The sequence below is a fragment of the Thermomonospora curvata DSM 43183 genome, assembly GCF_000024385.1.
Lineage (GTDB): Bacteria > Actinomycetota > Actinomycetes > Streptosporangiales > Streptosporangiaceae > Thermomonospora > Thermomonospora curvata.
Map to the genome: position 1 here is coordinate 2,705,712 of NC_013510.1, position 25,622 is coordinate 2,731,333.

Here is a 25,622-nt window from a genome sequence, read left to right on the forward strand (position 1 = left end):
GGCGGCGAGTTCGGGCGGACCGGCCGCCCCGCGCTCAAGGATCGAGGTGGTGGGTCGTGTCACGGCGCAAGACCGAGCGTCTGCTGGGTCTGGTGGTGTGCCTGCTGGCCACCCGGCGTTATCTCACCGCCGAGCAGATCCGCCGCGCGGTGCCCGGCTACCCCGACTCCGATGAGGCCTTCAAGCGGATGTTCGAGCGCGACAAGGAGGAGCTGCGCGAGCTGGGCATCCCGCTGGAGGTCGGCAGCGAGGACGGCGGCGAGGCCGGATACCGCATCCCCCCGCGCGACTATGAGCTGCCCGACATCCACCTGACCCCCGATGAGACCGCGGTGCTGGGCCTGGCGGCCCGGGTGTGGCAGCGCGCCAGCCTGGCCGAGGCGGCCTCCGGGGCGCTGCTGAAGCTGCGCGCCGCCGGGATCGACACCTCCGGGTCCGAATCGCTGGGCATCGAGCCGCGGGTGGACACCGAAGAGCCGGCCTTCCCGGCGCTGTGGGAGGCGGTCAAGGGCCGCTACCCGGTCGCCTTCGACTACCAGGGCGTCGGGCGCACCTCCGCCTCCCGCCGCCACCTGGAGCCGTGGGGGGTGCTCAGCCGCCGGGGCCGCTGGTATGTGGTCGGTTTCGACACCGACCGGCGCGACACCCGGGTGTTCCGCCTCAGCCGCATCATCGGCGAGGTGGTGCCCGATGGGCGGCCCGGCAGCGTCACCGTCCCCGAGGGAGTGGACATCCGCAAGATCGCCTTCGACCGGGGGGAGGCGCCCGCCGCGCCGCGCAGCGCGACCGTGCGGCTGCGCGCCGGGGCCGCCCAGGGGCTGCGCCGCTGGGCCGGCGAGGTCCGCCCCGGCGATGGGGAGTGGGACGAGGCGGAGCTGACCTTCGGCGAGGCCGAACGGTTCGCCCCCTACCTGGCCCGCTTCGGCGCCGATGTGGTGGTGCTGGACCCGCCGGATTTGCGCGAGGCCGTCATCTGCCATCTGAAGTCGGTGCTGGCCGGGCACGACGGCCGCCCAGAGGAGGGGCATGAGCAGGCACAACACCTCCAGTGACCGGCTGGCCCGGCTGCTGGCGCTGGTGCCGTACGTGGTCAGCCGCGACACCGTGGCGGTGGCCGAGGCCGCCGCCGACTTCGGCGTCACCGAAAAGCAGCTGATCGACGACCTGAACATGCTGTGGTGCGTGGAGCTGCGCGCTCCCGACCCCTACTGCCCGATCGACCTGTCGTATGAGGGCGGGGAGATCACCGTCGCCGAGGCCGAGTCGATCGCCCGGCCGCTGCGGCTGAAGGTGGACGAGGCCGGGGCGCTGCTGGTGGCGCTGCGCATGCTGGCCGAGATCGGCGATGCGCGCGACCGCGACGCCGTCAGCCGCCTGATCGCCAAGCTGGAGGAGGCCGCCGGGCAGGCCGCCGCCGCGGTCGGCAGCCAGGTGGCGGTGCAGGTGGAGGCCGACAGCGACGGGGCGACGGCGGCCCGCATCCGCGACGCCATCGCCCGGGGCCGCCGGCTGCACCTGACCTACTACGTGCCAGCCCGCGACGAGAACACCGAGCGCGATGTGGACCCGATGCGGCTGCTGGTGGTCGACGGCCGGGCCTACCTGGAGGGCTGGTGCCGCCGCGCCGAGGCGGTGCGGCTGTTTCGGGTGGACCGGATCGTGGAGCTGACGGTGCTGGAGGAGGTGCCCGCGCAGGTGCCCGAGGAGGCCGAGCCGCGGGATGTGCAGGCCGGTCGGCTGTTTCACCCCTCGCCCGACGACATCGCCGTCACCTTCGAGCTGACCCCGGCCGGACGCTGGGTGGCCGACCACTACCCGTGTGAGAGCGTCGAAGAGCTCGGCGAGGGGCGGCTGCGCGTGGTGCTGCGCACGTCCGACCGGCGCTGGGTGCGGGCTCTGGCGCTGCGGCTGGGCGACCAGGGACGCATCATCGGTCCGGCCGAATTGGCCGCCTCCGTCCGCGACGAGGCCGCCCGCGCCTTGGCGCACTACGCGACGGCCGGCGCCTGACCGGCCTGCGATCAGGTCCGTTGCGGGAGGAGCGGAATGGCCGGCGAAACGGCGGCCGCCTTGCGCGGGTGTTGTAGACCACGCTTTTTTCGGGCTATCGCAGGCCACGGTGATTCGCTACCGTGACGGAGTGGGTTGGGCTCAGGTCTTCGTCGCGATGGTCTTCGCCGGGCTGGCCGTGCTGGCGGTGTGCACGGTCAAGGTGGTGCGCGCGGTGCAGATCCTGGGACGTGAACTCGACCGTGCCAGGCGGCGGCTGGAACCTGAACGGTCGGCGCTGAAAGGTGAACTTCGCCGGTTGCGGCGGACACGGGAGCCCGACCACGTCGATGACGGCGTACGATCGACGTGAACGGCATCCGCTGAAGAGGTGGGACATGGCTGGACTCGGCTGGACCGAAATTCTGATCATCCTTGCGGTGGTCATGCTGTTGTTCGGATCGGCGAAGCTGCCGCAGCTCGCCCGGTCCCTGGGCAGGTCCGCGCGCATTCTCAAGGCCGAGGCCAGGGGTCTGCAGGAGGACGACGAGGAGCTCTCGCGCCCCCAGCAGCCGGCTCCGCAGCCGCAGCAGTACACCGCCCAGCCGCAGCAGCCTCAGCAGTACGCGCAGCCGCAGCAGCCCCAGCTGCCCCCCGGGCAGCCCATTCAGGGCGTTCCGGTGGACCCCAACCAGGCGCGCAACCACTGAACCTCACCCGGCACGCCGTTTCCGCCGGTCAAAGTGGACCGGCCGCGGGCAAGGGCCGATGCCGTGGCAATGGCGACACGGCACCGGGCACCCCTGGGGCCTCCATTGCCGGCACCGGAGACCACGTGCCGGAAAAGAGCCACTGACCTGCTGATCCCGGCGAACAGGCGCGAGCTGCGATCTTGATGATGAGACTGACCAGGCGGCGAAGGGCGGTCGACCCCGAGGGCCGGATGCCGCTCATGGACCATCTCCGTGAGCTGCGCAACCGGCTGATCAAGGCCATCTTGGGCCTGTTGCTCGGCACGGTCATCGGCTGGATCATCTTCCAGCCGGTCTGGGACTTCCTCAAAGAGCCCTACTGCGCCCTGCCGGAGTCCAAGGACCTCAACGGCGCCTGTTCACTGGTGGTCAACGGCATCTTCTCCGCCTTTTTCCTGCGGCTGAAGATCGCCTTTATCATCGGGGCGGTGCTGTCGGCGCCGGTGTGGCTGTATCAGCTCTGGGCCTTCGTGGCGCCGGGATTGTACCGCAATGAACGCCGCTGGACCTATATCTTCATGGGCGCGGCGATTCCCCTGTTCTTCGTCGGCACGGCACTGGCCTATCTCACCGTCGACAAGGGACTGTCGATCTTTTTGGGCTTCGTGCCTGAAGACGTGGCCGCACTGATCACCGTGGACCATTACCTCGGTTATGTGCTGGCGATGCTGCTGGTGTTCGGGCTGACGTTCGAACTGCCGCTGTTCGTGGTCATCCTCAACCTGGCCGGGGTGCTGACCTCGGCCCGCATCCGCAAGTCCCAGCGGATCATCATCTTCGGCATCTTCGTGTTCTCGGCGGTGGCCACCCCCAGCGCCGACCCGTTCACCATGCTGGCCCTGGCCCTGCCGACCGTGCTGCTGTTCGAGGCCGCGGCGCTGCTGGCGTTCCTGAACGACCGGCGGCGGGCCCGCCGTCCCGACCCGTATGCGGGACTGTCCGACGATGAGGCGGCCCCGCTGAACCTCGAGGAGATCGACGCCGAGCTGGAGAAGGGGCTGCGCGAGGACGCCGGCGGCGACCGCGTGGAGCCGACCCGCTGAGCGGGCCGGGCGAGCGTGCGGCGAGCGGTTCGGAACGGGGCGGGCCAAACCATAGGCTCGATGCCATGAGTTCCCCTGGTACCACGCCCGCCGAGCGGTACGCCGCCTACCGTGCGCGCGTCCGCGACAACGGGCCCGCACTGCTGGACTTCCAGACCCTGTACGACTTCGAGCTGGATGAGTTCCAGTTGGAGGCCTGCCGGGCGCTGGAGGCGGGCAAGGGCGTGCTGGTGGCCGCCCCCACCGGGTCGGGCAAGACCGTGGTGGGGGAGTTCGCCGTCCACCTGGCGCTGCTGGAAGGGCGCAAGTGCTTTTACACCACGCCCATCAAGGCGCTGTCCAACCAAAAGTACGCCGACCTGGTGCGCCGCTACGGCCCGGGCAAGGTCGGCCTGCTGACCGGCGACAACAGCGTCAACGGCGAAGCGCCGATCGTGGTGATGACCACCGAGGTGCTGCGCAACATGCTGTACGCCGGCTCGCCCACCCTGGCCGGGCTGGCCTTCGTCGTCATGGACGAGGTGCACTACCTGGCCGACCGGTTCCGCGGCGCGGTGTGGGAAGAGGTCATCATTCACGTGCCGGACTCGGTGCGGATCGTGGCGCTGTCGGCCACCGTCTCCAACGCCGAGGAGTTCGGCGAGTGGCTGCAGGAGGTCCGCGGCGAGACCGCGGTGATCGTCGATGAGCACCGGCCGGTGCCGCTGTTTCAGCACATGCTGGTCGGCAACCGGCTGTATGACCTGTTCGTCGACACCGGCGACGGGCAGGACCGCCCCAAGATCAACCCGCAGTTGCGCAACATCGCGGTGGAGGAGATCCGCCGCGCCAAGATCAACTCCGGCCGGCGCACCGGCCGCAAGCGCATCGCCCGCCCGCCCCGCTTCCGTCCCCCCTCCCGCCCGGAGGTCATCCAGCGGCTGGACCGCGCCGGGCTGCTGCCGGCCATCACCTTCATCTTCAGCCGGGCCGGCTGTGACGCCGCCGTCGCCCAGTGCCTGCACGCCGGGCTGCGGCTGACCTCCCGCCAGGAGGCCGAGGAGATCCGCGCCCACGTCGAGCTGCGCACCGCCGACCTGGCCGATGAGGACCTGCGCGTGCTGGGCTATGACCAGTGGCTGGAAGGGCTGATGCGCGGCATCGCCGCCCACCACGCCGGGATGCTGCCGACCTTCAAGGAGATCGTGGAGGAATTGTTCGTCCGCGGTCTGATCAAGGCGGTGTTCGCCACCGAGACGCTGGCGCTGGGCATCAACATGCCCGCCCGCACCGTGGTGATCGAAAAGCTGGACAAGTGGAACGGCGAAACCCACGCCGACCTGACCCCGGGGGAGTACACCCAGCTGACCGGGCGGGCCGGGCGGCGCGGCATCGACGTCGAAGGCCATGCGGTGGTGATCTGGTCGCCGGGCATGGACCCGTTCGCGGTGGCCGGGCTGGCCGGCACCCGCACCTATCCGCTCAACTCCAGCTTCCGCCCCTCCTACAACATGGCCGTCAACCTGGTCGGCGCGGTCGGCCGGGAACGCGCCCGCAACCTGCTGGAGGAGTCCTTCGCCCAGTTCCAGGCCGACCGGGCGGTGGTGGGCCTGGCCCGCCAGGTGCACCGCAACGAAGAGGCCCTGGCCGGCTACGCCGAGGCCGCCGCCTGCCACCTGGGCGACTTCATGGAGTACGCGGCGCTGCGCCGGCGGCTGTCGGACCGGGAGGCCGAACTGGCCCGGGAGCGTTCCAGCGCCCGCCGCGCCGAGGCGATCCGCTCGCTGGAGCGGCTGCGCCCCGGCGATGTGATCGTCGTGCCGTCCGGGCGGCGCTCGGGCCTGGCGGTGGTGCTGGACCCGGGGCTGGGCCGGCGCTCTGACGGCCCCGCCCCGCTGGTGCTGACCGCCCAGCGGTCGGTGCAGCGCTTGTCGGTGCTGGACTTCCCCCACCCGGTGGAGCCGATCGAGCGGATCCGCATCCCCCGCTCCTTCAGCCCGCGCAGCCCCCAGCAGCGCCGCGACCTGGCCGCCACGCTGCGCAACAAGGTGCCCGACGCGCAGGTCAAGGCCCACCGGGGGCGGCGCAGCACCCCTGCGGTGGACGATGAGGAGATCTCCCGGCTGCGCCGGGAGATCCGCCGCCACCCCTGCCACGGCTGCGACGAGCGCGAAGACCACGCCCGCTGGGCCGAGCGCTACTTCCGGCTCAAGCGGGATACCGACGCGCTGCGCCGCCGGGTGGAGGGCCGCTCCCAGGTGATCGCCCGCACCTTCGACCGGGTGTGCGCGGTGCTGGAGCAGCTGGGCTACCTGGAGGGCGACACCGTCACCGAGGAGGGACGGCGGCTGGGCCGCATCTACAACGAGCTGGACCTGCTGACCGCCGAGAGCCTGCGCGCCGGCCTGTGGGAGGAGCTGGAGCCCGCCGAGCTGGCGGCGTGCGTGTCGGCGCTGGTGTACGAGTCCCGGCAGCCCGACGACGCGGCGACCCCCCGCACCCCGCCCGGCGCCGCCCAGGAGGCGCTGGCCGCCATGATGCGGCTGTGGGGGGAGCTGGAGGCCATCGAGCGGGACAACCGGGTGTCGTTCCTGCGCGAGCCCGACCTGGGATTCGCCTGGACCGCCTACCGGTGGGCCTCGGGCCATTCGCTGGATGAGGTGCTGCTGGAGTCGCAGATGACCGCCGGTGACTTCGTGCGGGCGGTCAAGCAGCTGATCGACCTGCTCGGCCAGGTCGCCGACGCCGCCCCCGAGGGCAGCCGGGTCCGGCAGACGGCGGGCAAGGCCATGGACGGGCTGCGCCGCGGGGTGGTCGCCTACTCCTCGGTCGCCTGACCGCGTCAGCGCCGGCCAGGCCGGTGGGCGGCGGATCGCCGGGCACCGCCCGCCGGCCCGTCCCCCCGGGACGGCGACCCCCTGCCGTCCGGCGAGAAAAACCCCGGCCCCCGTCCCAGGCGGTGCCGGTCTTTCCCGGCGACGGGGAGCCGGTGCCCCGGCGAGAGGGAGTGGGGTTCGCCCGGCCCTGGGCACCGGCCCGTCACTGACCAGCCGCGGACATGGATGGCCTGAGAGCATGATCTGCCGGGCGGCGGCCGTGGTCTGTGTCACCTGACACAGGCCGCCGGACGGCCCGGTCAGGAAGCGGCGGCCAGCGCTTTGCGCAGCCGCCCGACGGGACCGCCCAGATTCCACCGCTCGGCCAGGGCGCTCAGCGCCTGCTCGTCGCGCGGCCGGCGGGGCAGCTCGTCCTCCAGCGCCGTCAGCTCGGGTGCGTCGATGTCGGTGACCACCTTCACCACGGTCTCGGCGGCGGCCAGATACTCGCGGGCCGCCTCCAGCCTGCGGCGGCTGCCCGCGGGGAAGCCCTCGGTGACTCCCGCGTCCAGGGCCTGCAGGATGCCGGCGACCGAGCCGAACCGGCTGACCAGCGCCGCGGCGGTCTTGTCGCCCACCCCGGGCACTCCCGGCAGCCCGTCGCTGGGGTCGCCGCGCAGGGCGGCGTACTCGCCGTAGGCGCGGCCGGGGATGCCGTAGCGGGCCGCGACCTCCTCCTCGCCCATGACCTGCAGGTTGCGCACCCCGCGCGCGGTGTAGAGCACCTGGATCGGCCCGCGCCGGTCCACCAGCTGGAACAGGTCCCGGTCGCCGGTGACGATGTCGACCGCGCCGCCGCCGGCCGCATGCCGCACGGCCAGCGTGCCGATCACGTCGTCGGCCTCATAACCGGGCACCCCGGCGCGCGCCAGCCCGGCCGCCTCCAGCACCGCGTCGATGATCGGCAGCTGCGCCGCCAGCGCATCGGGCACCTGGTCGCCGCCGTCGGCGGCCACCCGGTGCGCCTTGTAGGACGGCAGCGCCGCCACTCGAAAGGCCGGTCGCCAGTCGGCGTCCATGCAGCACACCAGGCGGGCGGGGGAGCGGTCGGCCACCAGACGGGCGATCATGTCGATCAGGCCGCGCACCGCGTTGACCGGTGTGCCGTCCGGCGCGGTCACCGACTCGGGCACGCCGAAGAACGCCCGAAAGTACAGCGACGGCGTGTCGAGCAGCATCAGCGCATCCATGGGGGCCATCGTGCCACGTGCCGGGGACGTTCCCCGGCCCGCCGGAGCACGCCGCAGGTGCTGGGATGCTGGGAGCATCCCAGCGACGAAGGACCGTGATCGTGATGAAACCGGATCTGACGCAGTTGTACCCGCCCTCCCGGCTGGCCCGGGTCCGGGAGGCGACCGCCGAGGCCGGGCTGGACGCCCTGCTGCTGACCCCCGGCCCGGACCTGCGCTATGCGACGGGTTATGACGCCATCCAGCTGGAACGGCTGACCTGCCTGGTGGTCCCGGCCCACGGGGAGCCGTTCCTGGTGGTGCCCCGCCTGGAGCTGGCCGCCGCCCAGGCCTCCCCGGCCGGCGCGCTGGATGTGGAGATGGTGCCCTGGGAGGAGACCGACGACCCGTACGCGCTGGTCGCCCGCCGGCTGCCGGCGGCGCGGGCGGTGGGCGTGGCCGACCGGATGTGGGCGGTGATGGCGCTGCGCTTCCAGGAGGCCATGCCGCAGGCCCGGCAGGTGCCGGCCGGGCGGGTGATGGGCCGGCTGCGGGCCCGCAAGAGCCCGGCCGAGATCGCCGCGCTGCGCGAGGCGGGCGCGGCGATCGACCGGGTGCACCGCCAGGTGCCGGCGCTGCTGAAGGCCGGCCGCACCGAGCGGGAGGTCGGCCGCGACATCGCCGAGGCCATCGTCGCCGAGGGGCACGCCAAGGTGGACTTCGTGATCGTCGCCTCCGGCCCGAACGCCGCCAGCCCGCACCATGAGCTGTCGGACCGGGTGATCGGCCCCGGCGAGCCGGTGGTGATCGACATCGGCGGCACCATGCCCAGCGGCTACTGCTCCGATGAGACCCGCAACTACTGCATCGGCGAGCCCCCGGCCGCCTACACCGCCTACTACCAGGTGCTGCGGCGGGCGCAGCAGGCCGCCTGCCGGGCGGTGCGTCCGGGGGTGACGCCCGAGCAGGTGGACGCCGCGGCCCGCGAGGTGATCGCCGAGGCCGGCTACGGGGAGTTCTTCATCCACCGCACCGGGCACGGCATCGGGCTGGAGACCCACGAGGAGCCCTACATCGTGGCCGGCAACACCCGCCCGCTGGAGCCGGGCATGGCCTTCTCGGTGGAGCCGGGCATCTACCCCGGCGAGCACGGCGCCCGCATCGAGGACATCGTGGTGTGCACCGAGGACGGCTTCGAGTCGGTGAACCACGTCGAGCGCGATCTGATCGTCGTGGACTGACCCCGAGGCGGCCTGGCCGCAACGGGCCGTATCGCGCCGTCCGATATTCGGCGCAGGATGAGGCAGGCAGGGGCTCCGCACGGGCCCCTGCCTGCCTCATTGAGGCGGTGACCTGCGAAGATGCCGCTCCGAGCAGGGGCGCCGAGCGCCGTCAGACTTTCCTTACGCCTGTCTGAAAGGTGCCTGGCCGTTATAACGATCTCTTCACGAACCTTTTGCGAAGCGTATGACGGTTGCGGCCCTGGATAGGAGCGGGGTACGGCTTATGTGTTCCGTCGGGGTTACAGGCGGATGTCCCTGACGTTGCAGCGAGCGAAGGAGACGTCGTGGCCGAGGTCGTCCTGTCAGGTGTCGGCAAGATCTACCCCGACGGCTTCCAGGCGGTCACCGACCTGAACCTGCACATCGCCGATGGGGAGTTCCTGGTGCTGGTGGGGCCGTCCGGGTGCGGCAAGACCACCGCGCTGCGCATGGTGGCGGGCCTGGAGGAGATCTCCACCGGCGAGATCCGCATCGGCGACCGGGTGGTCAACCGGGTGCCGGCCCGCGACCGCGACGTGGCCATGGTCTTCCAGAGCTACGCCCTCTACCCGCACCTGTCGGTGCGCGACAACATCGGCTTCGGGCTGTCGCTGCGCAAGGTCCCCAAGGACGAGATCCGCCGCAAGGTCGAGCAGGCCGCCGACCTGCTGGGGCTGCGCGACCACCTGGACCGCAAGCCCCGCCACCTGTCGGGCGGCCAGCGGCAGCGGGTGGCCATGGGCCGGGCGATCGTCCGCCAGCCGCAGGCGTTCTTGATGGACGAGCCGCTGTCCAACCTCGACGCCAAGCTTCGGGTGCAGATGCGCGCCGAGATCGCCCGCATCCAGCGCGACCTGGGCGTCACCACCATCTACGTCACCCACGACCAGACCGAGGCGATGACGCTCGGCGACCGGGTCGCGGTGATGAAACGCGGCGTGCTCCAGCAGATCGCGCCCCCGCAGGAGCTGTACGACCGCCCGGCCAACCTGTTCGTGGCCGGCTTCATCGGCTCCCCGGCCATGAACCTGCTCAAGGGCACGCTCGCGGAGGAGGACGGGCGGCTGCTGCTGCGCTTCCGCGGCGGCCAGACCCTGACGCTGCCGCAGGAGGTGCTGCAGCACCGGCCGGCGCTGCGCTCGTATGTGAACCGGCCGGTCATCGCCGGGATCCGCCCCGAGGACATGGAGGACGCCGCGCTCAGCGGCGGGCCCGAGCACGCCCGGCTGACCGCCGTCGCCGACCTGGTCGAGGCGATGGGCTCCGACGTGCTGGTGCATTTTTCGGTGGACGCCGAACAGGTGGTCACCGAGGACACCCGGGAACTGGCGCGCGACGTGGGCGCCGACGTACCCGAAGGACCGGGGGCCGCGGGCACCACCATGGTCGCCCGGTTCAGCCCCCGCACCCGGATCAAGGTCGGCGACCAGGTCGCCGCCCAGGTCGACACCGGACGGGTGCATTTCTTCGATCCCGATACAGGCGCGTCGATCTGGGACTCGACGCAGCCTTCCCCGAGGAAGGAAACCGCATGAGGGACGGAAGACGTTCGATGGGCCGGCGGCGGCTGCTGGGCGCCGTCCTGGCCGCCGGGCTGGCGGTCTCCACCGCCGCGGCCTGCGGCGGCGGAGACGACTCCGGCTCCGGCGACGGCGCCCTGAAGGGCCAGAAACTCACCGTGGCGGCGATCTGGACCGGCTCCAACGAGGGCGCCAAGTTCCAGAAGGTCCTCGACGAGTTCGAAAAGCGCACCGGCGCCGAGGTCACCTACACCCCCACCGGCGACAACGTCGCCGCCTACCTCGGCTCCAAGGTGGAGGGCAACGCGCCGCCGGACGTGGCGTTCCTGCCGCAGCAGGGCGTGCTGGTGGAGTTCGCCGAAAAGGGCTGGATCAAGCCGCTGCCGGATGAGGCCAAGTCCCTGGTGCAGCAGAACTTCGCCAAGGTCTGGCAGGACCTCGGCTCCCACGAGGGCACCGTCTACGGCGTCTACTTCAAGGCCTCCAGCAAGTCCACCGTCTGGTACCGCAAGCAGGCCTTCGCCGACGCCGGCATCACCACGCCCCCCGCCTCCTGGGACGACTTCGTCAAGACCGCCCAGACCCTCTCCGACGCCGGCACCACCCCCATCTCCGTCGGCGCCGCCGACGGCTGGGTGCTGACCGACTGGTTCGAGAACGTGTACCTGTCGGTGGCCGGGCCGGAGAAGTACGACCAGCTCTCCAAGCACGAGATCAAGTACACCGACCCCACGGTCAAGGAGGCGCTGCGCAAGCTGGCCGAGATCTGGGGCAAGGACTCCTACCTGGCAGGCGGCGCCAAGGGCGCGCTGCAGACCGAGTTCCCCGCCTCGGTGCCGGCGGTGTTCGGCGATGAGCCCAAGGCCGCCATGCTGCCCGGCGCCGACTTCGTCGCCTCCGAGATCACCTCGGCCACCAACTCCAAGGTCGGCACCGACGCCGACTTCTTCCCCTTCCCCGCCGCCGGCAGCACCACTCCCGTGGTGGGCGCCGGTGACGTGGCGGTGATGATGAAGGACACCCCCGCGGCGCGGGAGCTGATGAAGTTCCTGGCCACCCCCGAGGCCGCCAAGGTCTGGGCCGAGCAGGGCGGGTTCATCTCCCCCAACAAGGCGCTGGACCTGTCGGTCTACCCCGACGAGGTGCAGCGGCGGATCGCCAAGGCGGTGATCGACGCCGGTGACGCCTTCCGCTTCGACATGTCCGACCTGGCCCCGGCCGCCTTCGGCGGCACCAAGGGCTCCGGCGAGTGGAAGATCCTGCAGGACTTCCTGGCCGACCCCGACGATGTGGACGGCACCGCCGAGAAGCTGGAGAAGGCCGCAGCCGCCGCCTTCAAGTCCTGAGCCGACCGGCCGATGACCCCTCTCCCCCGGGGGCCGCGCGCCTCCGGGGGAGAGCGGGCCGACCCGCCCGCACCCCGCGGCGGCGTGCCGCTTCGGGGACGTCCCGACCCTCCCCAGCAGGTGCAGGACACCTCGCCGAGCCTCCGGGAGAGCGCGATGACCGACACCTTCGACCCGTCCGCGCCGCGTAAGGAGCAGCCGGACGGGCAGGCAACCTCCCCGCCCGGACCCGCCGCGACGGCCGAGCCGACCGCCGCGCCCGCCGCCCGAAGCACCGGGCGCGGGCGGCTGGGCCCCCCGCCGTGGCTGGCCGGCGGGTTCCTGGCGCCGGCGCTGATCCTGCTGGCGCTGCTGGTGGTGTACCCGATCGGGTACACCCTGTGGCGCAGCCTGTATGACGCCGACGGTGATCAGTTCATCTGGTTCGACAACTACGTCACCATGTTCACCGACTCGGCCACCTTCACCGCCATCAAGAACAACGCCATCTGGGTGGCGGTGGCGCCCGCGCTGATCACCGCGTTCGGGCTGATCTTCGCGGTGCTCACCGAGCGGATCCGCTGGGCGGCGGCCTTCAAGACCATCGTGTTCATGCCGATGGCGATCTCCATGGTCGCCGCCGGTGTGATCTTCACGCTGGTCTACGACCACTCGCCCGAACGGGGCGTGCTCAACGCCATCGCGGTCGGCATCCACGACACCTTCGTCTCTCCCTCCCCTTACCCGGGGGCGCGGCCCCGCGAGCAGGGCAGCCCGCTGCGTCCCGAAGGCCCTGAGGACGAGCGGGCGTACGTGACCGCCGAGCAGGTTCAGCCGGGGCAGACGACGCTGCTGCCGCTGGTGTCGATCTCGCCCGCCAAGCAGCGGGAACTGCAGCCGGCCCGTCCCGCCGCCGCCAAGCCGGACGCCATCACCGGCACCGTGTGGGCCGACTTCGCCCCCGGCGGCGGCACGGTCAACCAGATCGACGGCAACGAAAAGGGCCTGCCCGAGGTCAAGATCGAGGCGCTGTCGGGCGGCAAGGTGGTGGCCACCACCACCTCCCGCGACGACGGCACCTTCGAGCTGGGCGGGCTGGCGCCCGGCTCCTACACGCTGCGCCTTGCCGCCGACAACTTCACCCCGCCCTATGGCGGCGTGACCTGGCTGGGCCCCAGCCTGGTGACCCCGGCGATCATCGGCGCGTACGTGTGGATGTGGGCCGGTTTCGCCATGGTCCTCATCGGCGCCGGGCTGGCGGCCATCCCCCGGGATGCGCTGGAGGCAGCCCGGGTGGACGGGGCCACCGAGTGGCAGGTCTTCCGCAGGGTGACCATCCCGCTGCTGGCGCCGGTGCTGGTGGTGGTGTTCGTGACGCTGGTCATCAACGTGCTGAAGATCTTCGACCTGGTCTACATCATGGCGCCGGGCTCGTCGCTGCAGGACGCCAATGTGCTGGCGCTGCGGATGTACCTGGTGTCCTTCGTCGGCGAAAGCCCCGACCAGGGGCTGGGCAGCGCGATCGCGGTGGTGCTGTTCCTGCTGGTGCTGCCCGCGATGATCTTCAACATCCGTCGTTTCCGAGCCGAGCAGGGGTGAGCCGCCGATGACCGTCGACACACAGGCAGCACCGGTGGACCGGGCGGCCGGGGCGCCGCGCCGCTCGGTGGCCTCCCGTATCGTCGGCCGGCTGGGCGGCACGGCCGTGCAGGTCGTGCTGGTGCTCATCGCGCTGGTGTGGCTGGTGCCCACCATCGGCCTGTTCATCGCCTCGCTGCGCTCGTCGGCCGACAACGCCGCCGGCGGCTGGTGGACGGTGCTGACCGCGCCGGCCCAGCTGACCTTGGCCAACTACGGCAACCTGCTGGACAACGACTCCATCACCCGCGGCTTCGTCAACACCGTGATGATCACCGTGCCCACCACGGTGCTGGTGGTGGTCGTGGCGGCGCTGGCCGCCTACGCCTTCGCCTGGATCGACTTCCCCGGCCGCGACTGGCTGTTTCTGGGCGTGGTGGCGCTGCTGGTGGTGCCGGTGCAGGTGGGGCTGATCCCGCTGATCCAGTTGTTCGGCAATGTCGGCCTGTTCGGCACCATCCCGGGCATCGTGCTGTTCCACACCGCCTACGGGCTGCCGTTCGCGATCTTCCTGCTGCGCAACTACTTCGCCGGCATCCCCCGCGACCTGCTGGAGGCCGCCCGCATGGACGGCGGCACCGAGTGGACCATCTTCCGCCGCGTGATCTTCCCGCTGGGCGGCCCGGCCATCGCCTCGCTGGCCATCTTCCAGTTCCTGTGGGTGTGGAACGACCTGCTGATCGCGTTGATCTTCGGGGACGAGGACTCCTACCCGCTGACCGTGGCGATCCAGCAGCAGACCCGCCAGTTCGGCTCCAACATCGACATCATCTCCTCGGGCGCGTTCCTTTCGATGCTGGTGCCGTTGGTCGTCTTCTTCGCCTTCCAGCGCTACTTCGTCCAGGGCGTCCTGGCCGGCTCGGTCAAGTGATGCCGCGCTGACCTGCGACGATGTCGCCGCCGCGGGGGAGGGTGCACCTTGTGCCCGCCCCCGCGGCATTTCCTCTCCGGCCGTTCCCGCGCCCCCAAGCGAAGATCATCTGCTGCTCGTCCGGCCTTGCGAAGGGCCGTTGGGAGACGCTTGGGAGAGCGGGTACGCCGAACGTCCGGGCGGTTCCATCACCTGTGGCATGCCGGCGTGACCGGTGCCCGCTCCGCGCGGCCGGCTCTGCACGCCGCCGATCGCGTGGACGGCTTATGGCGCACGGCGTCCAGGCTGGTTGCCCGCCGGGCGGCCCGGCCGGGGTGGGGGAGAGGACGTTCACGGGCGTGCCCGAGGACGTGCTGCTCCTGAGGAATGAACGGCACCACCTCGGGAGCATGTGATGTCATCGGGCACACGCGGAAGAACAGGTCCCGTTCCCGTCTCAGGGGTCCTTGTGAGTGAGGTGACGGCGGCGGATTACGCCTGGCTGGCCGAGCGGTTCCCGGGCCTGGCGGGGGCGTTTTGCATCGCTTTCGTCTGAGGGCTTGGGCGGAGGAGACGCTACGGCGGATAGGCGCCGACCCGGGCCGCATCCAGTCGGTGATGTTCACCGATCCCACCGGGCGGTTCGATGATCGAGAAGGGCCGGTGGTGTGGGCCGTTACGGTGGAGGAGAACGGTTTCGAGGTGCGCGCAGGGAGGTTCTGCGGGTCCTGTCCCAGGGCACCGAGGCCGTATCGGTGATGGCTGCGATCAGTGGGAACGGGCGGTTCGCGCATGTGGTGGACGGCCGTGAGGGGACGGTGTTCCGGCAAACGTGTCCCCGGGTGCGTTGGGGCGATGAGCCGGATCGGCTGGTGCCGCTGATGGAGGCCGTGGGTTTGAGCGCGGAGGCCGAAGAAGTGCCCGAGGCGGCGGATGCGGCCGCCCTGGCGCTCGCCACCCGGGTGACGGGGGCGCGGCTGAGCCCGGATGTGCTGCGGGGACCGTTGCGGGCCGCACCGGTCCTGCCGTTGCCGGACGACCCGCCGCAGGCACCGGACGTCCAGTCGCTGCGCATGGACGACCCTGAGCTGGCCGATGCCGTCGCCGCCGCCCCCACGACCGCCGGCATGCGATCGCCATGGAGCCGGTGCGGCGTGATGCGGCGGAAGCCGGCGTGATCGGGGATCCGCCGGTGGCGCAGGCCCTGGCGGCGCTGGAGCGAGGGGAGCGCCGTGCCGTGACCGCCTTGCCGCTCGGCCGAGCCATCCGCTCATAGGGCGATGAGGCGCGCGGCGGGCATGGCCGCCGCCGGCCCGGTGGCGCCGGGCGCAGGTGACATCGGACGGGCGTTCCCGCGGCATCGCGTCGGTCTGGACTTGCGCGCCCTGCTGTCCTCCGATCCCGAGATCGCCCACTACCAGATCATCGGGCGTTGCGCGGCTCCGTCCGCACGCCGCACCGAGGTGCTCGCGCGACTTCGCAATGAGGGCCTTTGAGAGGAACGGCCACCCTTCGCCGCCGTCTCCGTCTCGATCTGCCACTTCCCGGAAGGCAAGGGGCATCCGATTCTGATGTTTTTGGCAACGATTGCACGAAGTGTCTTGCCGGTCCTGGAATGTCACGAAACTCAGGGCGCAGGGCGTAGCCTTCCGGACTTGTTCGTCTTTCCATCAGGTGACGGGATAGAGATCCCATATCGCATTTGCGCTTCGATCGCATTATTGTTGCGGGGAACCTGCGGGCGTGAAGGCGAAGTCAACGATGCCTTCCTCGCGGCTGCGGGAAGTCGAGCCGGGCCAACCCGTGAGAGTTCTCAAAGGGAGACGGCATGTGGCTCCGGCGACTCCGATGTTTCCTGCTCCTTGCGATCTCGGTGCCGATCATGCTGGTGCCGGCCGCGCTGGGACCGGCCGCGTCGGCGGCTGCGCGGAATGCGCCCGACCCGGGCAAGACGAGCAAGCCGGTGCCGGACGCCGGCCGTAAGCCGCCGAAGATACCGGGCGCACTGGTCCAGAGAGTGGAGCTCGGGGGCGATCCGCCGGCGCCCTTCGAGGAAAAGAAGCGCAAGCCCCTGACACCGGACCGGGCACGGGAAGAGGCGCGGCGCATCGCGTCCCGCCACGGCGAGGTGTCCAAGTACGACACCTCCAAAGTGAAAGTGACGGACGAACCGCCCCGGGTGAAAAGAGCTCCTGACGTCCCGGACGAGGAACAGGTGCGGTCCTGCCTGTCCGATGATGCCGCGCCCCGGCCGACCGGGCATGTCGTCAACAGATGGTTCTGGTGCCGCAAGCAGAAACTGCAGGTGATCTATTACCGGTGGGTCGGTGCCCGGATCGTTTACCAGGGAAGCAACGTGGTGAGCTACGAGGAGGCCGGTTACGGGCGCAACGATGAACGCGGCATCCGGGTCTTCTTCCGCGTCACCGATGTCGACTACCAGGACTGGAGCCTATGGGACTTGCTCTTTACGGCACCCAACCTGACGCTCAGCGTCCGTGCCGACTGCAGTGAGAGCTTCACCTACTGTCACGCGGCTCCCGGTGACGCCGCCATACCCTATGCCGCCTGGCCCAACGTCGGGTGGATGCGGTGGGACATCTATTCCCATGAAAGCGCCGGCAATGGCGCCGACAAGGTCCTGTACCACCGCTGGCGCGACCGTTTCGACGGCAGCAGCAACGGTTACATCGGGCTCCCGGTCTACGGTCCGGAAGTCCTGATCCGCTGCGACTCGGCGACCTACTTCAACCAAGGGCAGGCCTCCTATCCGAAAGCCTGCGTCTACTACTCGGTCATCCCGCACCTGACCTACTCGCTCAGCGATCCCCGGATCGAGCGCGTGGCGGCGCACATCTACGCCGCGCAGCAGCTCCCCGATTCCACCTATCCACTGGCGACCGGAAAGCGGATACCCGGAAAGTACATAGGAACCACCTCTCCGGGGACCGCGTTGCACCGCATTCCCTACGACGGCCCCGCCTGGCGCGCCAACAGCGCCGAAAAGGACCGGGCCTGCCTGCGGCGCCCGCCCTACCAGGAGACCGGGCCGCCGCCCCCGGACGACCCGAGCTGGCAGTGCGACGAGTACCCGTTCGCGAGCACGAAGGAGGGTGCGGCGAGCCCTGACTGGGACTTCTCCGTCCGTTACGTGCCGCCCAGCCACAACAGCACCGCCGGCACCTTGCTGAGGCTGTACTACCTCAACGACCGGATCCTCTACGACCAGGACGACTTCTACGTAGAGATCGCGAACTGAAGACCGCCGGCGCGGTTTCCGGTCCGTGACGGACGATGCCCCGGACCGGAAACCGCACGGGTGTCTGCGGCGGCCCCGGAGGGCGGCGCGGCGAAGAGGGCGGCCGGGCGGCCGTCAGGAGGCGGCGCCGGGGTGGCCGATCGCCAGCCCGGTGGTCGGGTCGAAGAAGTGCAGGCGGCTGGTGTCGACGGCCAGTTCGATCGGCCGGCCGGGGCGCACCGCCGAGCGGGCGTTGACCCGGGCGGTCCACAGCGCCTTGTTCTCCTGCAGCGGCAGCGCCGCATCGTCGTCGTCCTGGACGTCGGCGGCCAGGTCGGCGGTGTCCTTGTGCTCCACCGGCGGGGCGTCCACGGTGAAGATCACGTTGATCTCGCTGCCGAGCTCCTCGGTGATCTGGGCGGTCACCGCAAAGCGCGCCCAGTCGGGCTTGGCGTGGGCGGCGTCTTCGAAGTCCGAGGGGCGCACCCCGAGGATGACCTTGCGGCCCAGGTACTTCTCCAGGCCGGGTTTGGCGGCCAGCACGTCCTGGGGCACCGGCAAGCGCAGCCCGGCGAAGGCGGCGAAGACGCCCTCGCCGTCGCCGGGCGCCAGGTCGGCGGTGACGAAGTTCATCGCCGGGGAGCCGATGAATCCGGCCACGAACAGGTTGACCGGGTGGTCGAACAGCCGCTGGGGGGTGTCGACCTGCTGCAGTTTGCCCTCCCGCAGCACGCAGACCCGGTCGCCGAGCGTCATGGCCTCGACCTGGTCGTGGGTGACGTAGACGGTGGTGACGCCGAGCCGCTCGTGCAGCTGGTTGAGCGAGGCGCGCATGGACACCCGCAGCTTGGCGTCGAGGTTGGACAGCGGCTCGTCCATCAAGAACGCCTGCGGTTCGCGCACGATCGCCCGGCCCATGGCCACCCGCTGCCGCTGCCCGCCCGACAGCGCGGCCGGCTTGCGGTCGAGGAACTGCTCCAGGCCGAGCATCTTGGCGGCCTCCTGGACCTTGCGGCGGCGCTCCTCCTTGGAGACGCCGCGCAGCTTGAGGCCGAACTCCAGGTTCTGCGCCACGGTCATGTGCGGGTAGAGGGCGTAGTTCTGGAAGACCATGGCGATGTCGCGGTCCTTGGGGGCCAGGTCGTTGACCACGCGGTCGCCGATGGTGATGGTGCCGGCGCTGATGTCCTCCAGTCCGGCGATCATCCGCAGCGCGGTGGACTTGCCGCACCCGGACGGGCCCACCAGCACCATGAACTCCCCGTCGCGGATGTGCAGGTTCAGCGAGTCGACGGCCTTGACGCCGCCGGCGTAGACCTTGTCGACGCCCTCCAGGGTGATCTGCGCCATCGCAACCTCCGGTGAATACGTTTCCACTGAACCTCATCAGGCGACGACCATGCTGTCAAGAGTGGTGTGGACCAATCGCGCCATCCCTTATTTCATCGGTGCTGGTGAACGCTGGGATCGGGAATCTGAGAAGTCAGAAGTGATCATGTGGGCGGCGGTTGATTGGAAACGTTTCCATACAGGTCTGGGCATGGGAGGATGGGACGGTCCGGGATGGGGGAGAGGCGAGCACCGATGATGTCTGCGAGCGGCCGGTGAGCCGCGCGGCGACGATCAAGGACGTGGCCCGCCGCGCCGGGGTCGGGGTGGCCACCGTCTCGCGGGTGCTGTCGGGCTCCGGGCCGGTCAGCGAGGCCACCCGGGAGCGGGTGCTGCGCGCGGCCCGGGAACTGGAGTACCGGCCCAGCGCGCTGGGCCGCGGCCTGAAGACCCGCCGCACCGGCAGCGTCGGCCTGGTCGTCGGGGAGATCACCGACCCGTTCTGCGCCGAGCTGGCCGCCGGGGTGCTGGCCTGCGCCCGCACCCTGGGCGAGCACGTGCTGCTGGAGGCCTCCCACGGCGACCCCGGCCGGGAGGCCGAGATCGTCGACCGCCTGGTGGAACAGCGGGTGGACGGCGTCATCGCCACCCCCGCCGCCGAGGGCGACTGGTGGCGCTCGGCGCTGCGGGCCGGCATCGCGGTGGTCTTCGTCGACCGCGCGCCAAAGGAGCTGCCGCAGATCCCCGCCGTGCTGGCCGACGACGCGGCCGGGGTGCGCGCGACCGTGGAGTACCTGGCCGGATTGGGCCACCGGCGCATCGGCTTCCTGGGCACCGGCGACCCGGCCGCGCCGGCGGAGGCCGGCGGCGTCCGGGAGACGACGTTCCGCACCGCGCTGGCCGAGCTGGGACTGCAGGTGGAAGCAGACCTGGTGGTGCGGGCCCGGCCCGGCCGCGACAGCGCGCTGGCCGCCGCGGCGGCCCTGCTGCAGCGCCGCCCGGACATGACCGCGGTGCTGGCGGCCGGGCACCTGCTGGGCGAGGCGGTGGTGCTGGTGGCGCGGGAGCTGGACCTGCGCGTCCCCGCCGATTTGTCGATCGCGATGGTCGACGACGTGTCGTGGGCGGAGTTGTGCGACCCGCCGCTGACGGCGCTGGCCCGTCCCGCCCGCGACATGGGGTACCGGGCCTGTGAGGTGCTGCGGCGCGACCCGGCGCGGCGGGAGCGGGCCCGTCCGGTGGTGCTGCCCACCGAGCTGGTGATCCGCGGCAGCTGCGGCCCGCCCTCCCGCACACCGGCCGTGCGAAGTGCCCGAACACGCTAAATTTCCTCCGTGGAGGAGATGGATCGTCAGATCATCGCTTTGCTGGCCCGCGACGGCCGGATGAGCTTCACCGATCTGGCCAAGGAGACCGGGCTGAGCGTGTCGGCGGTGCACCAGCGGGTGCGGCGGCTGCAAAAACGCGGAGTGATCAAGGGTTTCACGGCCCAGCTGGACGCCGAGCAGATCGGGCTGCCGCTGACGGCGTTCGTGTCGATCAAGCCGATCGACCCGGCGGCTCCCGACGACGCCCCCGAGCGTCTGGCGCACCTGCCCCAGATCGAGGCCTGCCACTCGGTGGCCGGGGAGGAGAGCTACATCCTCAAGGTGCGCGTGGCCACCCCCAACGACCTGGAGGAACTGCTGCAGCAGATCCGGGCGGCCGCCAACGTCTCCACCCGCACCACCGTGGTGCTCAGCACCCCGTATGAGGACCGCCCGCCCCCGCTGTGACGGTCAGCCCGCCGGGCGCAGCGCCTCCAGCGTCTCCTCGGCGCGCTCCATGGCCGCGGCCGGGTCGGCGTCCGGCCCGGCCAGCTGCGGATCGAAGTTCAAATCCACGAACAGCTCGGTGACGCCCTGGGCGGCCAGATCCGCGAAGTCGGCGCGCAGCTGCTCATACGACCCGGTCAGCGGGGGCCGGTCTGCTCCGGCGTCCGGACGCACCCGCACCGCCCCCCGGCACACGAACCGCAGCGCATCCGGGTCCCGTCCGGCCTCGGCGGCGGCCGTGCGGACCAGCTCGATCTGCTCGCCGATCGTGGTCAGGTCGGCGGTGCTGGAGCTGATCCACCCGTCGGCCAGCCGCCCGGCCCGGCGCAGCGCCGGGGCGCTCTTGCCGCCCAGCAGGATCGGCGGGGCGGGCCGCTGCAGCGGTTTGGGCTCCAGCCGCGACGGCGGGATCGTGTAGAACTCCCCGGCGTAGGAGCTGATCTCCTCGGTCCACAGCGACCGCAGCGCCGCCAGGAACTCCTCGGCCCGCGCGCCCCGCCGCTGCATGGACGCCCCGGTGGCGGTGAACTCCTGCGGCATCCAGCCCAGCCCCAGTCCCAGCTCCAGCCGCCCGCCGCTGACCTGGTCGAGTGTGGCGGCCTGCTTGGCCAGCAGCACAGGGGAGTAGAAGGGCAGGTTGACCACGGCCACGCCGAGCCGGATCCGGCTGGTCAGGCCCGCCAGGTAGGCCAGGGTGACCAGCGGGTCGCCGACATTGCGGTAGGTCTCGGCGCGGGGGTCGCCGCCGACGGGCACCAGCAGCCGCTGCAGCGTCCACAGCGAGTGGTAGCCGAGCTCCTCGGCGCGCCGGGCGATACGGACCTGATTGGCCGGGGTCGCCCAGGGGCCCGCCACCGGCACCGCGAAACCGATCAGCATCGTGTGCCTCCTCGCACTCGACCGCAGCAACCTTACAGCGTTAAGACCGGCGCCCGGAGAGTGTGACCGAAATACCGGGCAAGGATGACGATGATCACCCCGAACGGAGGGGACGATCACCGCTACCCTGACGGAAAGGGCTCGGAGGTGATCATGCGCGTTCCCGGTAAGCCGGCCCAGGCGGTCAAGCCGAAGCTGCGCGGATGGCTGCACCTGGGCACCTTCCCGCTGGTGCTGGTGGCCGGGATGCTGCTGGTGGCGCTGGGCCCCACGCCCGCGGCCCGGTTGTGTGCGGCGGTGTACGCGCTGACCTCGGCGGCCCTGTTCGGGGTGTCGGCGACCTACCACCGCGGGCGCTGGTCGCCGCGGGTGGCCGACTGGCTGCGGCGCTTCGACCACGCCAGCATCTACCTGATCATCGCCGGGACCTACACCCCCTTCGCCTACCTGATCTTGGAGGGTGCGACCCGGGCGGTGGTGCTGTCGGTGGTGTGGGGCGGCGCCGCGGCCGGGGTGCTGTTCCGGGTGCTGTGGGTGAGGGCGCCCCGCTGGCTGTACACCGCCCTGTACCTCGGGCTGGGCTGGGTGGCGGCGTTCTTCGTGCCCCAGTTCTTGGAGGGCACCGGGCCGCTGGTGGCGGCGCTGGTGATCTTGGGTGGGGTGCTCTACAGCGTTGGTGGCCTGGTGTACGGGCTGCGCAAGCCCGACCCCTCACCGCGCTGGTTCGGGTTCCATGAGGTGTTCCACGCGCTGACGATCGCCGCCTACGTGCTGCAGTACATCGCCGTGTCGGTGGTGGTCTACCGCACCGGCGCCCTGTAGGGCCGCGTCACCGCCCGTCGGGGGCCGCCACGATGAAGGTGGCGTTGCCGAAACCGATCTCATCGCCGGGACGCAGCCGGGTCGGGCCGGTCAGCCGCCAGCCGTTGACCCGGGTGCCGTTCATCGAGCCCAGATCGGCCACCATCCAGCCGTCCTCGTCGCGGTACAGCTCGGCGTGGAAGCGGGAGACGGTCAGGTCGGTCAGCATGAAGTGGCAGCCGGGGGCGCGGCCGACGACGATGCGGCCGCCGGCGGCCGGCAGGCGCAGCCGCGGCAGCCTGGGGGCCCGCCAGGCGGCCTCGATCCGCGCGGTGATCTGCGACAGCGCGGAGACCAGCGAGGTGATCTTGTCGATCACGCCGCGCTCGGGGGGCAGGTCGCAGACGACCTGCTCCAGCTCGGCGCGGCTGCGGGCGGTCAGCACCCGCTCGACGCGGCGTTCGAAGGTGTCCTGCGAGATTCGCCCTTCGGCGACCCGGTCGCCGAGCACCCGCAACACCCGGTCGCGTTCCTTGTCGGACACCCGAACCGGGTACGCGGCCTGACCGTCCATGATTGCGAGTATCCAGCTCCCTTCCGCGGCTGTCCAGCCGTGGCCCGCACGCGGGCCACGGCCATCGGACGCCGGGTCAGACGCCCGCCGGCGGGCGTTTGTTCGCCGCTGCGGCGGCTTTGCCCGCCCGCTCAGCGGGACAGCAGGTCACGGGCGATGTGAGTGATCTGGATCTCGTCGGTGCCGGCGTAGATCTGGAAGGACTTGGCGTCGCGGGCCAGCTGCTCGACGCGGTATTCGCTCATGTAGCCGTTGCCGCCGAACAGCTGCACCGCCTCGCTGGTGACCTCGACGGCGGCCTGGGCGGCGTACAGCTTCATCGCCGAGGCCTCCGCCAGGGTGGGGGTGCGGCCGGCCCGCTGCATCTCGATGTGCCGGAACACCAGGTTCTGCACGTTGAGGCGGGCGACCTCCATCTTGGCCAGCTTGAGCTGGATGAGCTGGTATTCGCCGATGGGCTTGCCCCACAGCACGCGGTTCTTGGCGTACTCCACCGAAAGGCGCAGGCATTCTTCGATGACGCCCAGCGCCATGGCGGCCAGCCCGGCGCGTTCGGTGACGAAGTTCTGCTTGGCCGACTCCTTGCCGCTGCCGCCGCCGGCCAGCAGCCGGTCGGGGCCGACCCGCACGTCGCTTAGGAACAGCTCGCCGGTGGGGGAGCCGTGCAGGCCCATCTTGCGCAGCGGCTTGCTCTGCTCCAGGCCGGGCATGCCGCGGTCCAGCACGAAGGTGAGGATCTCCCGCTCCCGCGGGGGCCGGCCGTCGTCGAGCTTGCAGTAGAAGACGATGGTGTCGGCGTAGGGGCCGTTGGTGATGAAGGTCTTGCTGCCGTTGAGGATGTACTCGTCGCCGACCTTGCGGGCGGTGGACTGCATGCCGCCGAAGGCGTCGCTGCCGGAGCCGGGCTCGGTGATCGCCCAGGCGCCGACCTTGTCGAAGGTCAGCAGGTCCAGTCCCCAGCGTTCGCGCTGCTCGGGGGTGCCGCGCTTCATGATGGTGCCGGCGGCCAGGCCGAGGCTGACGCCCATGGCGGTGACCAGCCCGGGGGAGACCTTGCACAGCTCGATGATCGGCAGGATCGACAGGGCGGGGTTGCCGCCCCCGCCGCTCTTGCGCTCGGCGCCGGAGCGCTCGGCCTCGGCGCGGGCCTTGAAGGACGAGCGGGCCATCTCGTCCATGCCGAAGGTGCGGAACAGGTTGCGGATCAGGTCATAGGGCGGCAGCTGCCCGGATTCCAGCTCATCGACGCGGGGTCGCAGCTCGGCGTCGACCCAATCGCGGATGGCCTTTTGGATCATCCGGTCTTCATCCGACCACTCGATCATGTGTGTCCTTCCCCTTCCAGGCCCGATGTGCCGGAGGCCATCCAAGCAGAACGCACAAGCAAGCGCTTACCCGGGTGGCCTCCGGCGGCGCGGGCCGGTCAGCGGGAGAAGGAGACCACGTCGGCGTAGATGCCGCCGTGGTCGGTGAGCCGCTCCCCGGCGGGGCTGTCGTAGACCACCAGCAGGGTCGGCCCGTCGCCGTGGGTCTCGTCCAGGACGGCGATGCCCTCGGCGTGGTCCTCGCCGTCGCCGTGCGGCAGGTTCCCCACGACCGTCAGCTCATCGGCGTGCACGATGTCGGGGGCGGCGACCTTGGCGGCGTTCGGCCAGCGGACCACGCGGACCGGGCCGCTCAGCGACATGGTGGGGCCGGTGAGGATGAGCAGGTCGTCGCCGTCGGGGCACAGGTCGCGGATGCCCAGCCCGCCCAGGTCCAGGAAGTGGGTGTGGTAGAGCTCCCCGCTGTCGAGGGGGCGCAGCCGCAGCCGGCCCGGGTCGTCCGGGTCGGTCTCGGGGCTGATCTCGATGAGCACGGCCCAGCCGCGCAGCACCGGGCCGCGCAGCCCGACGTAGATGCGGTCGCCGACGGCGGCGATGCCTTCGATGTCGATGCCGTTGTCCTTGCTGGGGATGGACAGGAACGGCGCCAGGTGAGGGTCGTCGGCCAGCAGGTCGGTCAGCGAGTCGCCGCGTCCGCCCAGCACCGCGGCGGTGCGGTCGCCGTCGGCGGCCACCACCTGCGGCAGCCCGTCGGGGCCGGTGACCAGCGGCAGTCGCACCAGGATGTGCCGGTTTTCCTCGCGGACCACGGTGGCCAGCCGTTTGCGGGACTTGCGGTCGCTGTGGCCGGGCTTGATGCGCTTGCGCTTGAGGCTGTGGGAGCCGATCGCCCACAGCCAGCCGTCGGCGCGGGCCAGCCCTTCGATGTCGGCCTCTTCGTCGCGCCCGGCGGGCAGTTCGACGAAGTCGGCCAGTGCGATGGTGCGCTGGTCGCCGTAGCCGGTGACCTGCCCGTTTTCGTCGAACTCGGCGGTGAGCCGTTCGACGGTGGCGGTCTCGTCGCCGGCCACCCACAGGCAGCGGCCGTCCTGGCGGACGGCCGAGAGGTTGGTGTGCGTCTCGGCGGCCTGGCTCTCTTCGGCGAAGCGCAGTTCCACCCGGCGTTCCACGATCATGCGTGCCGATGCCCCCCTGAGGTCGATTCGGGTCAACTCCTGATCTACGCCGTAAAGGTCGCAGGTCAGGAAGATTCCCACACT

At 71.0% G+C, this 25,622-nt stretch carries 23 protein-coding genes; 17 read left to right on the plus strand and 6 right to left on the minus strand.

The window, feature by feature from the left end; all coding sequences use genetic code 11:
• Nucleotides 1-56 precede the first annotated feature (56 nt).
• The 6 genes from TCUR_RS11465 (at nucleotide 57) to TCUR_RS11490 (ending at nucleotide 6,600) form a co-directional block, all read left to right on the plus strand.
• Complete coding sequence (locus TCUR_RS11465; RefSeq protein ID WP_012852666.1) at nucleotides 57-1,052, plus strand: helix-turn-helix transcriptional regulator; 996 nt, start codon at nucleotides 57-59, stop codon at nucleotides 1,050-1,052.
• A complete protein-coding gene (locus TCUR_RS11470; protein WP_012852667.1) occupies nucleotides 1,027-2,010 on the plus strand; it encodes a helix-turn-helix transcriptional regulator in 984 nt (327 codons plus the stop codon). Before TCUR_RS11465 ends, TCUR_RS11470 begins: the two co-directional genes overlap by 26 nt.
• A 130-nt stretch (nucleotides 2,011-2,140) precedes the next feature.
• The gene (locus tag TCUR_RS11475) at nucleotides 2,141-2,362 is read left to right on the plus strand and encodes a hypothetical protein (RefSeq protein WP_245537032.1); all 222 of its coding nucleotides are present in this window, start codon (nucleotides 2,141-2,143) and stop codon (nucleotides 2,360-2,362) included.
• 25 nt (nucleotides 2,363-2,387) lie between these two features.
• The gene (gene tatA / locus TCUR_RS11480; protein ID WP_012852669.1) at nucleotides 2,388-2,699 is read left to right on the plus strand and encodes a Sec-independent protein translocase subunit TatA; all 312 of its coding nucleotides are present in this window, start codon (nucleotides 2,388-2,390) and stop codon (nucleotides 2,697-2,699) included.
• 233 nt (nucleotides 2,700-2,932) lie between these two features.
• Nucleotides 2,933-3,784 (plus strand): twin-arginine translocase subunit TatC, encoded by an 852-nt coding sequence (gene tatC, locus TCUR_RS11485; protein ID WP_052305486.1) that lies wholly within the window; start codon nucleotides 2,933-2,935, stop codon nucleotides 3,782-3,784.
• Nucleotides 3,785-3,849: 65 nt separating this feature from the next.
• Complete coding sequence (locus tag TCUR_RS11490) at nucleotides 3,850-6,600, plus strand: DEAD/DEAH box helicase (RefSeq protein ID WP_012852671.1); 2,751 nt, start codon at nucleotides 3,850-3,852, stop codon at nucleotides 6,598-6,600.
• Nucleotides 6,601-6,899: 299 nt separating this feature from the next.
• Here TCUR_RS11490 and TCUR_RS11495 read toward each other — a convergent pair whose 3' ends face one another.
• A complete protein-coding gene (locus TCUR_RS11495; protein WP_148232995.1) occupies nucleotides 6,900-7,829 on the minus strand; it encodes a 5'-3' exonuclease in 930 nt (309 codons plus the stop codon).
• Between the two features lie 104 nt (nucleotides 7,830-7,933).
• Between TCUR_RS11495 and TCUR_RS11500 the strand changes: the two genes are divergently transcribed.
• The 8 genes from TCUR_RS11500 (at nucleotide 7,934) to TCUR_RS26465 (ending at nucleotide 17,662) form a co-directional block, all read left to right on the plus strand.
• Nucleotides 7,934-9,049 (plus strand): M24 family metallopeptidase, encoded by a 1,116-nt coding sequence (locus TCUR_RS11500; RefSeq protein WP_041439564.1) that lies wholly within the window; start codon nucleotides 7,934-7,936, stop codon nucleotides 9,047-9,049.
• A 326-nt stretch (nucleotides 9,050-9,375) separates the two neighbouring features.
• The gene (locus tag TCUR_RS11505; protein WP_012852674.1) at nucleotides 9,376-10,605 is read left to right on the plus strand and encodes an ABC transporter ATP-binding protein; all 1,230 of its coding nucleotides are present in this window, start codon (nucleotides 9,376-9,378) and stop codon (nucleotides 10,603-10,605) included.
• Entirely contained in the window at nucleotides 10,602-11,936 is a 1,335-nt protein-coding gene (locus TCUR_RS11510; protein WP_012852675.1) for an ABC transporter substrate-binding protein, read from the plus strand. The genes TCUR_RS11505 and TCUR_RS11510 overlap by 4 nt, the downstream gene beginning before the upstream one ends.
• Nucleotides 11,937-12,092: 156 nt before the next feature.
• The gene (locus TCUR_RS11515) at nucleotides 12,093-13,514 is read left to right on the plus strand and encodes an ABC transporter permease subunit (RefSeq protein WP_012852676.1); all 1,422 of its coding nucleotides are present in this window, start codon (nucleotides 12,093-12,095) and stop codon (nucleotides 13,512-13,514) included.
• 7 nt (nucleotides 13,515-13,521) lie between these two features.
• Nucleotides 13,522-14,424 (plus strand): carbohydrate ABC transporter permease, encoded by a 903-nt coding sequence (locus TCUR_RS11520; RefSeq protein ID WP_012852677.1) that lies wholly within the window; start codon nucleotides 13,522-13,524, stop codon nucleotides 14,422-14,424.
• A gap of 647 nt (nucleotides 14,425-15,071) precedes the next feature.
• Complete coding sequence (locus tag TCUR_RS11525) at nucleotides 15,072-15,581, plus strand: DUF6461 domain-containing protein (RefSeq protein ID WP_281055188.1); 510 nt, start codon at nucleotides 15,072-15,074, stop codon at nucleotides 15,579-15,581.
• A 120-nt stretch (nucleotides 15,582-15,701) separates the two neighbouring features.
• Nucleotides 15,702-15,899 carry a hypothetical protein gene (locus tag TCUR_RS11530; RefSeq protein WP_012852679.1) on the plus strand — a complete coding sequence of 66 codons (198 nt, stop codon included), beginning with the start codon at nucleotides 15,702-15,704 and terminating at the stop codon, nucleotides 15,897-15,899.
• 332 nt (nucleotides 15,900-16,231) lie between these two features.
• The gene (locus TCUR_RS26465; RefSeq protein WP_012852680.1) at nucleotides 16,232-17,662 is read left to right on the plus strand and encodes a NucA/NucB deoxyribonuclease domain-containing protein; all 1,431 of its coding nucleotides are present in this window, start codon (nucleotides 16,232-16,234) and stop codon (nucleotides 17,660-17,662) included.
• 114 nt (nucleotides 17,663-17,776) lie between these two features.
• On the opposite strand, the gene TCUR_RS11540 is transcribed toward TCUR_RS26465, so the two are convergent.
• Nucleotides 17,777-18,991, minus strand: a complete 1,215-nt coding sequence (locus TCUR_RS11540) for an ABC transporter ATP-binding protein (RefSeq protein ID WP_012852681.1) — start codon at nucleotides 18,989-18,991, stop codon at nucleotides 17,777-17,779.
• A 254-nt stretch (nucleotides 18,992-19,245) separates the two neighbouring features.
• Between TCUR_RS11540 and TCUR_RS11545 the strand changes: the two genes are divergently transcribed.
• Together TCUR_RS11545 and TCUR_RS11550 are read left to right on the plus strand one after the other, a co-directional pair.
• Entirely contained in the window at nucleotides 19,246-20,295 is a 1,050-nt protein-coding gene (locus TCUR_RS11545; RefSeq protein ID WP_012852682.1) for a LacI family DNA-binding transcriptional regulator, read from the plus strand.
• Nucleotides 20,296-20,313: 18 nt separating this feature from the next.
• On the plus strand, nucleotides 20,314-20,745 hold the full coding sequence (locus TCUR_RS11550; protein ID WP_012852683.1) for an Lrp/AsnC family transcriptional regulator: 432 nt from the start codon (nucleotides 20,314-20,316) through the stop codon (nucleotides 20,743-20,745).
• Between the two features lie 3 nt (nucleotides 20,746-20,748).
• On the opposite strand, the gene TCUR_RS11555 is transcribed toward TCUR_RS11550, so the two are convergent.
• On the minus strand, nucleotides 20,749-21,663 hold the full coding sequence (locus tag TCUR_RS11555) for a TIGR03619 family F420-dependent LLM class oxidoreductase (RefSeq protein WP_012852684.1): 915 nt from the start codon (nucleotides 21,661-21,663) through the stop codon (nucleotides 20,749-20,751).
• Between the two features lie 90 nt (nucleotides 21,664-21,753).
• Between TCUR_RS11555 and trhA the strand changes: the two genes are divergently transcribed.
• On the plus strand, nucleotides 21,754-22,485 hold the full coding sequence (gene trhA / locus TCUR_RS11560) for a PAQR family membrane homeostasis protein TrhA (protein ID WP_012852685.1): 732 nt from the start codon (nucleotides 21,754-21,756) through the stop codon (nucleotides 22,483-22,485).
• A gap of 7 nt (nucleotides 22,486-22,492) precedes the next feature.
• Here the strand turns inward: trhA and TCUR_RS11565 are convergent, their stop codons facing one another.
• From TCUR_RS11565 to TCUR_RS11575, 3 genes are all read right to left on the minus strand, one after another.
• Nucleotides 22,493-23,038: an FHA domain-containing protein gene (locus tag TCUR_RS11565; protein ID WP_012852686.1), complete on the minus strand. Its 546-nt coding sequence runs from the start codon at nucleotides 23,036-23,038 to the stop codon at nucleotides 22,493-22,495.
• Nucleotides 23,039-23,169: 131 nt separating this feature from the next.
• Nucleotides 23,170-24,363 carry an acyl-CoA dehydrogenase family protein gene (locus tag TCUR_RS11570; protein WP_012852687.1) on the minus strand — a complete coding sequence of 398 codons (1,194 nt, stop codon included), beginning with the start codon at nucleotides 24,361-24,363 and terminating at the stop codon, nucleotides 23,170-23,172.
• A 98-nt stretch (nucleotides 24,364-24,461) separates the two neighbouring features.
• Nucleotides 24,462-25,538, minus strand: coding sequence for a DUF3616 domain-containing protein (locus TCUR_RS11575; RefSeq protein WP_012852688.1), 1,077 nt, complete (start codon nucleotides 25,536-25,538; stop codon nucleotides 24,462-24,464).
• Nucleotides 25,539-25,622 lie beyond the last annotated feature (84 nt).

Excerpts from the sequence above, each read along its gene's own strand:
- TCUR_RS11470 (WP_012852667.1), top strand. The coding sequence starts at position 1,027 with ATGAGCAGGCACAACACCTCCAGTGACCGGCTGGCCCGGCTGCTGGCG.
- tatA (WP_012852669.1), top strand. The coding sequence starts at position 2,388 with ATGGCTGGACTCGGCTGGACCGAAATTCTGATCATCCTTGCGGTGGTC.
- tatC (WP_052305486.1), top strand. The coding sequence starts at position 2,933 with ATGCCGCTCATGGACCATCTCCGTGAGCTGCGCAACCGGCTGATCAAG.
- TCUR_RS11490 (WP_012852671.1), top strand. The coding sequence starts at position 3,850 with ATGAGTTCCCCTGGTACCACGCCCGCCGAGCGGTACGCCGCCTACCGT.
- TCUR_RS11495 (WP_148232995.1), bottom strand. The coding sequence starts at position 7,829 with ATGGATGCGCTGATGCTGCTCGACACGCCGTCGCTGTACTTTCGGGCG.
- TCUR_RS11500 (WP_041439564.1), top strand. The coding sequence starts at position 7,934 with ATGAAACCGGATCTGACGCAGTTGTACCCGCCCTCCCGGCTGGCCCGG.
- TCUR_RS11510 (WP_012852675.1), top strand. The coding sequence starts at position 10,602 with ATGAGGGACGGAAGACGTTCGATGGGCCGGCGGCGGCTGCTGGGCGCC.
- TCUR_RS11515 (WP_012852676.1), top strand. The coding sequence starts at position 12,093 with ATGACCGACACCTTCGACCCGTCCGCGCCGCGTAAGGAGCAGCCGGAC.
- TCUR_RS11520 (WP_012852677.1), top strand. The coding sequence starts at position 13,522 with ATGACCGTCGACACACAGGCAGCACCGGTGGACCGGGCGGCCGGGGCG.
- TCUR_RS11530 (WP_012852679.1), top strand. The coding sequence starts at position 15,702 with ATGGCCGCCGCCGGCCCGGTGGCGCCGGGCGCAGGTGACATCGGACGG.
- TCUR_RS26465 (WP_012852680.1), top strand. The coding sequence starts at position 16,232 with ATGTGGCTCCGGCGACTCCGATGTTTCCTGCTCCTTGCGATCTCGGTG.
- TCUR_RS11540 (WP_012852681.1), bottom strand. The coding sequence starts at position 18,991 with ATGGCGCAGATCACCCTGGAGGGCGTCGACAAGGTCTACGCCGGCGGC.
- TCUR_RS11550 (WP_012852683.1), top strand. The coding sequence starts at position 20,314 with ATGGATCGTCAGATCATCGCTTTGCTGGCCCGCGACGGCCGGATGAGC.
- TCUR_RS11555 (WP_012852684.1), bottom strand. The coding sequence starts at position 21,663 with ATGCTGATCGGTTTCGCGGTGCCGGTGGCGGGCCCCTGGGCGACCCCG.
- trhA (WP_012852685.1), top strand. The coding sequence starts at position 21,754 with ATGATCACCCCGAACGGAGGGGACGATCACCGCTACCCTGACGGAAAG.
- TCUR_RS11565 (WP_012852686.1), bottom strand. The coding sequence starts at position 23,038 with ATGGACGGTCAGGCCGCGTACCCGGTTCGGGTGTCCGACAAGGAACGC.
- TCUR_RS11570 (WP_012852687.1), bottom strand. The coding sequence starts at position 24,363 with ATGATCGAGTGGTCGGATGAAGACCGGATGATCCAAAAGGCCATCCGC.
- TCUR_RS11575 (WP_012852688.1), bottom strand. The coding sequence starts at position 25,538 with ATGATCGTGGAACGCCGGGTGGAACTGCGCTTCGCCGAAGAGAGCCAG.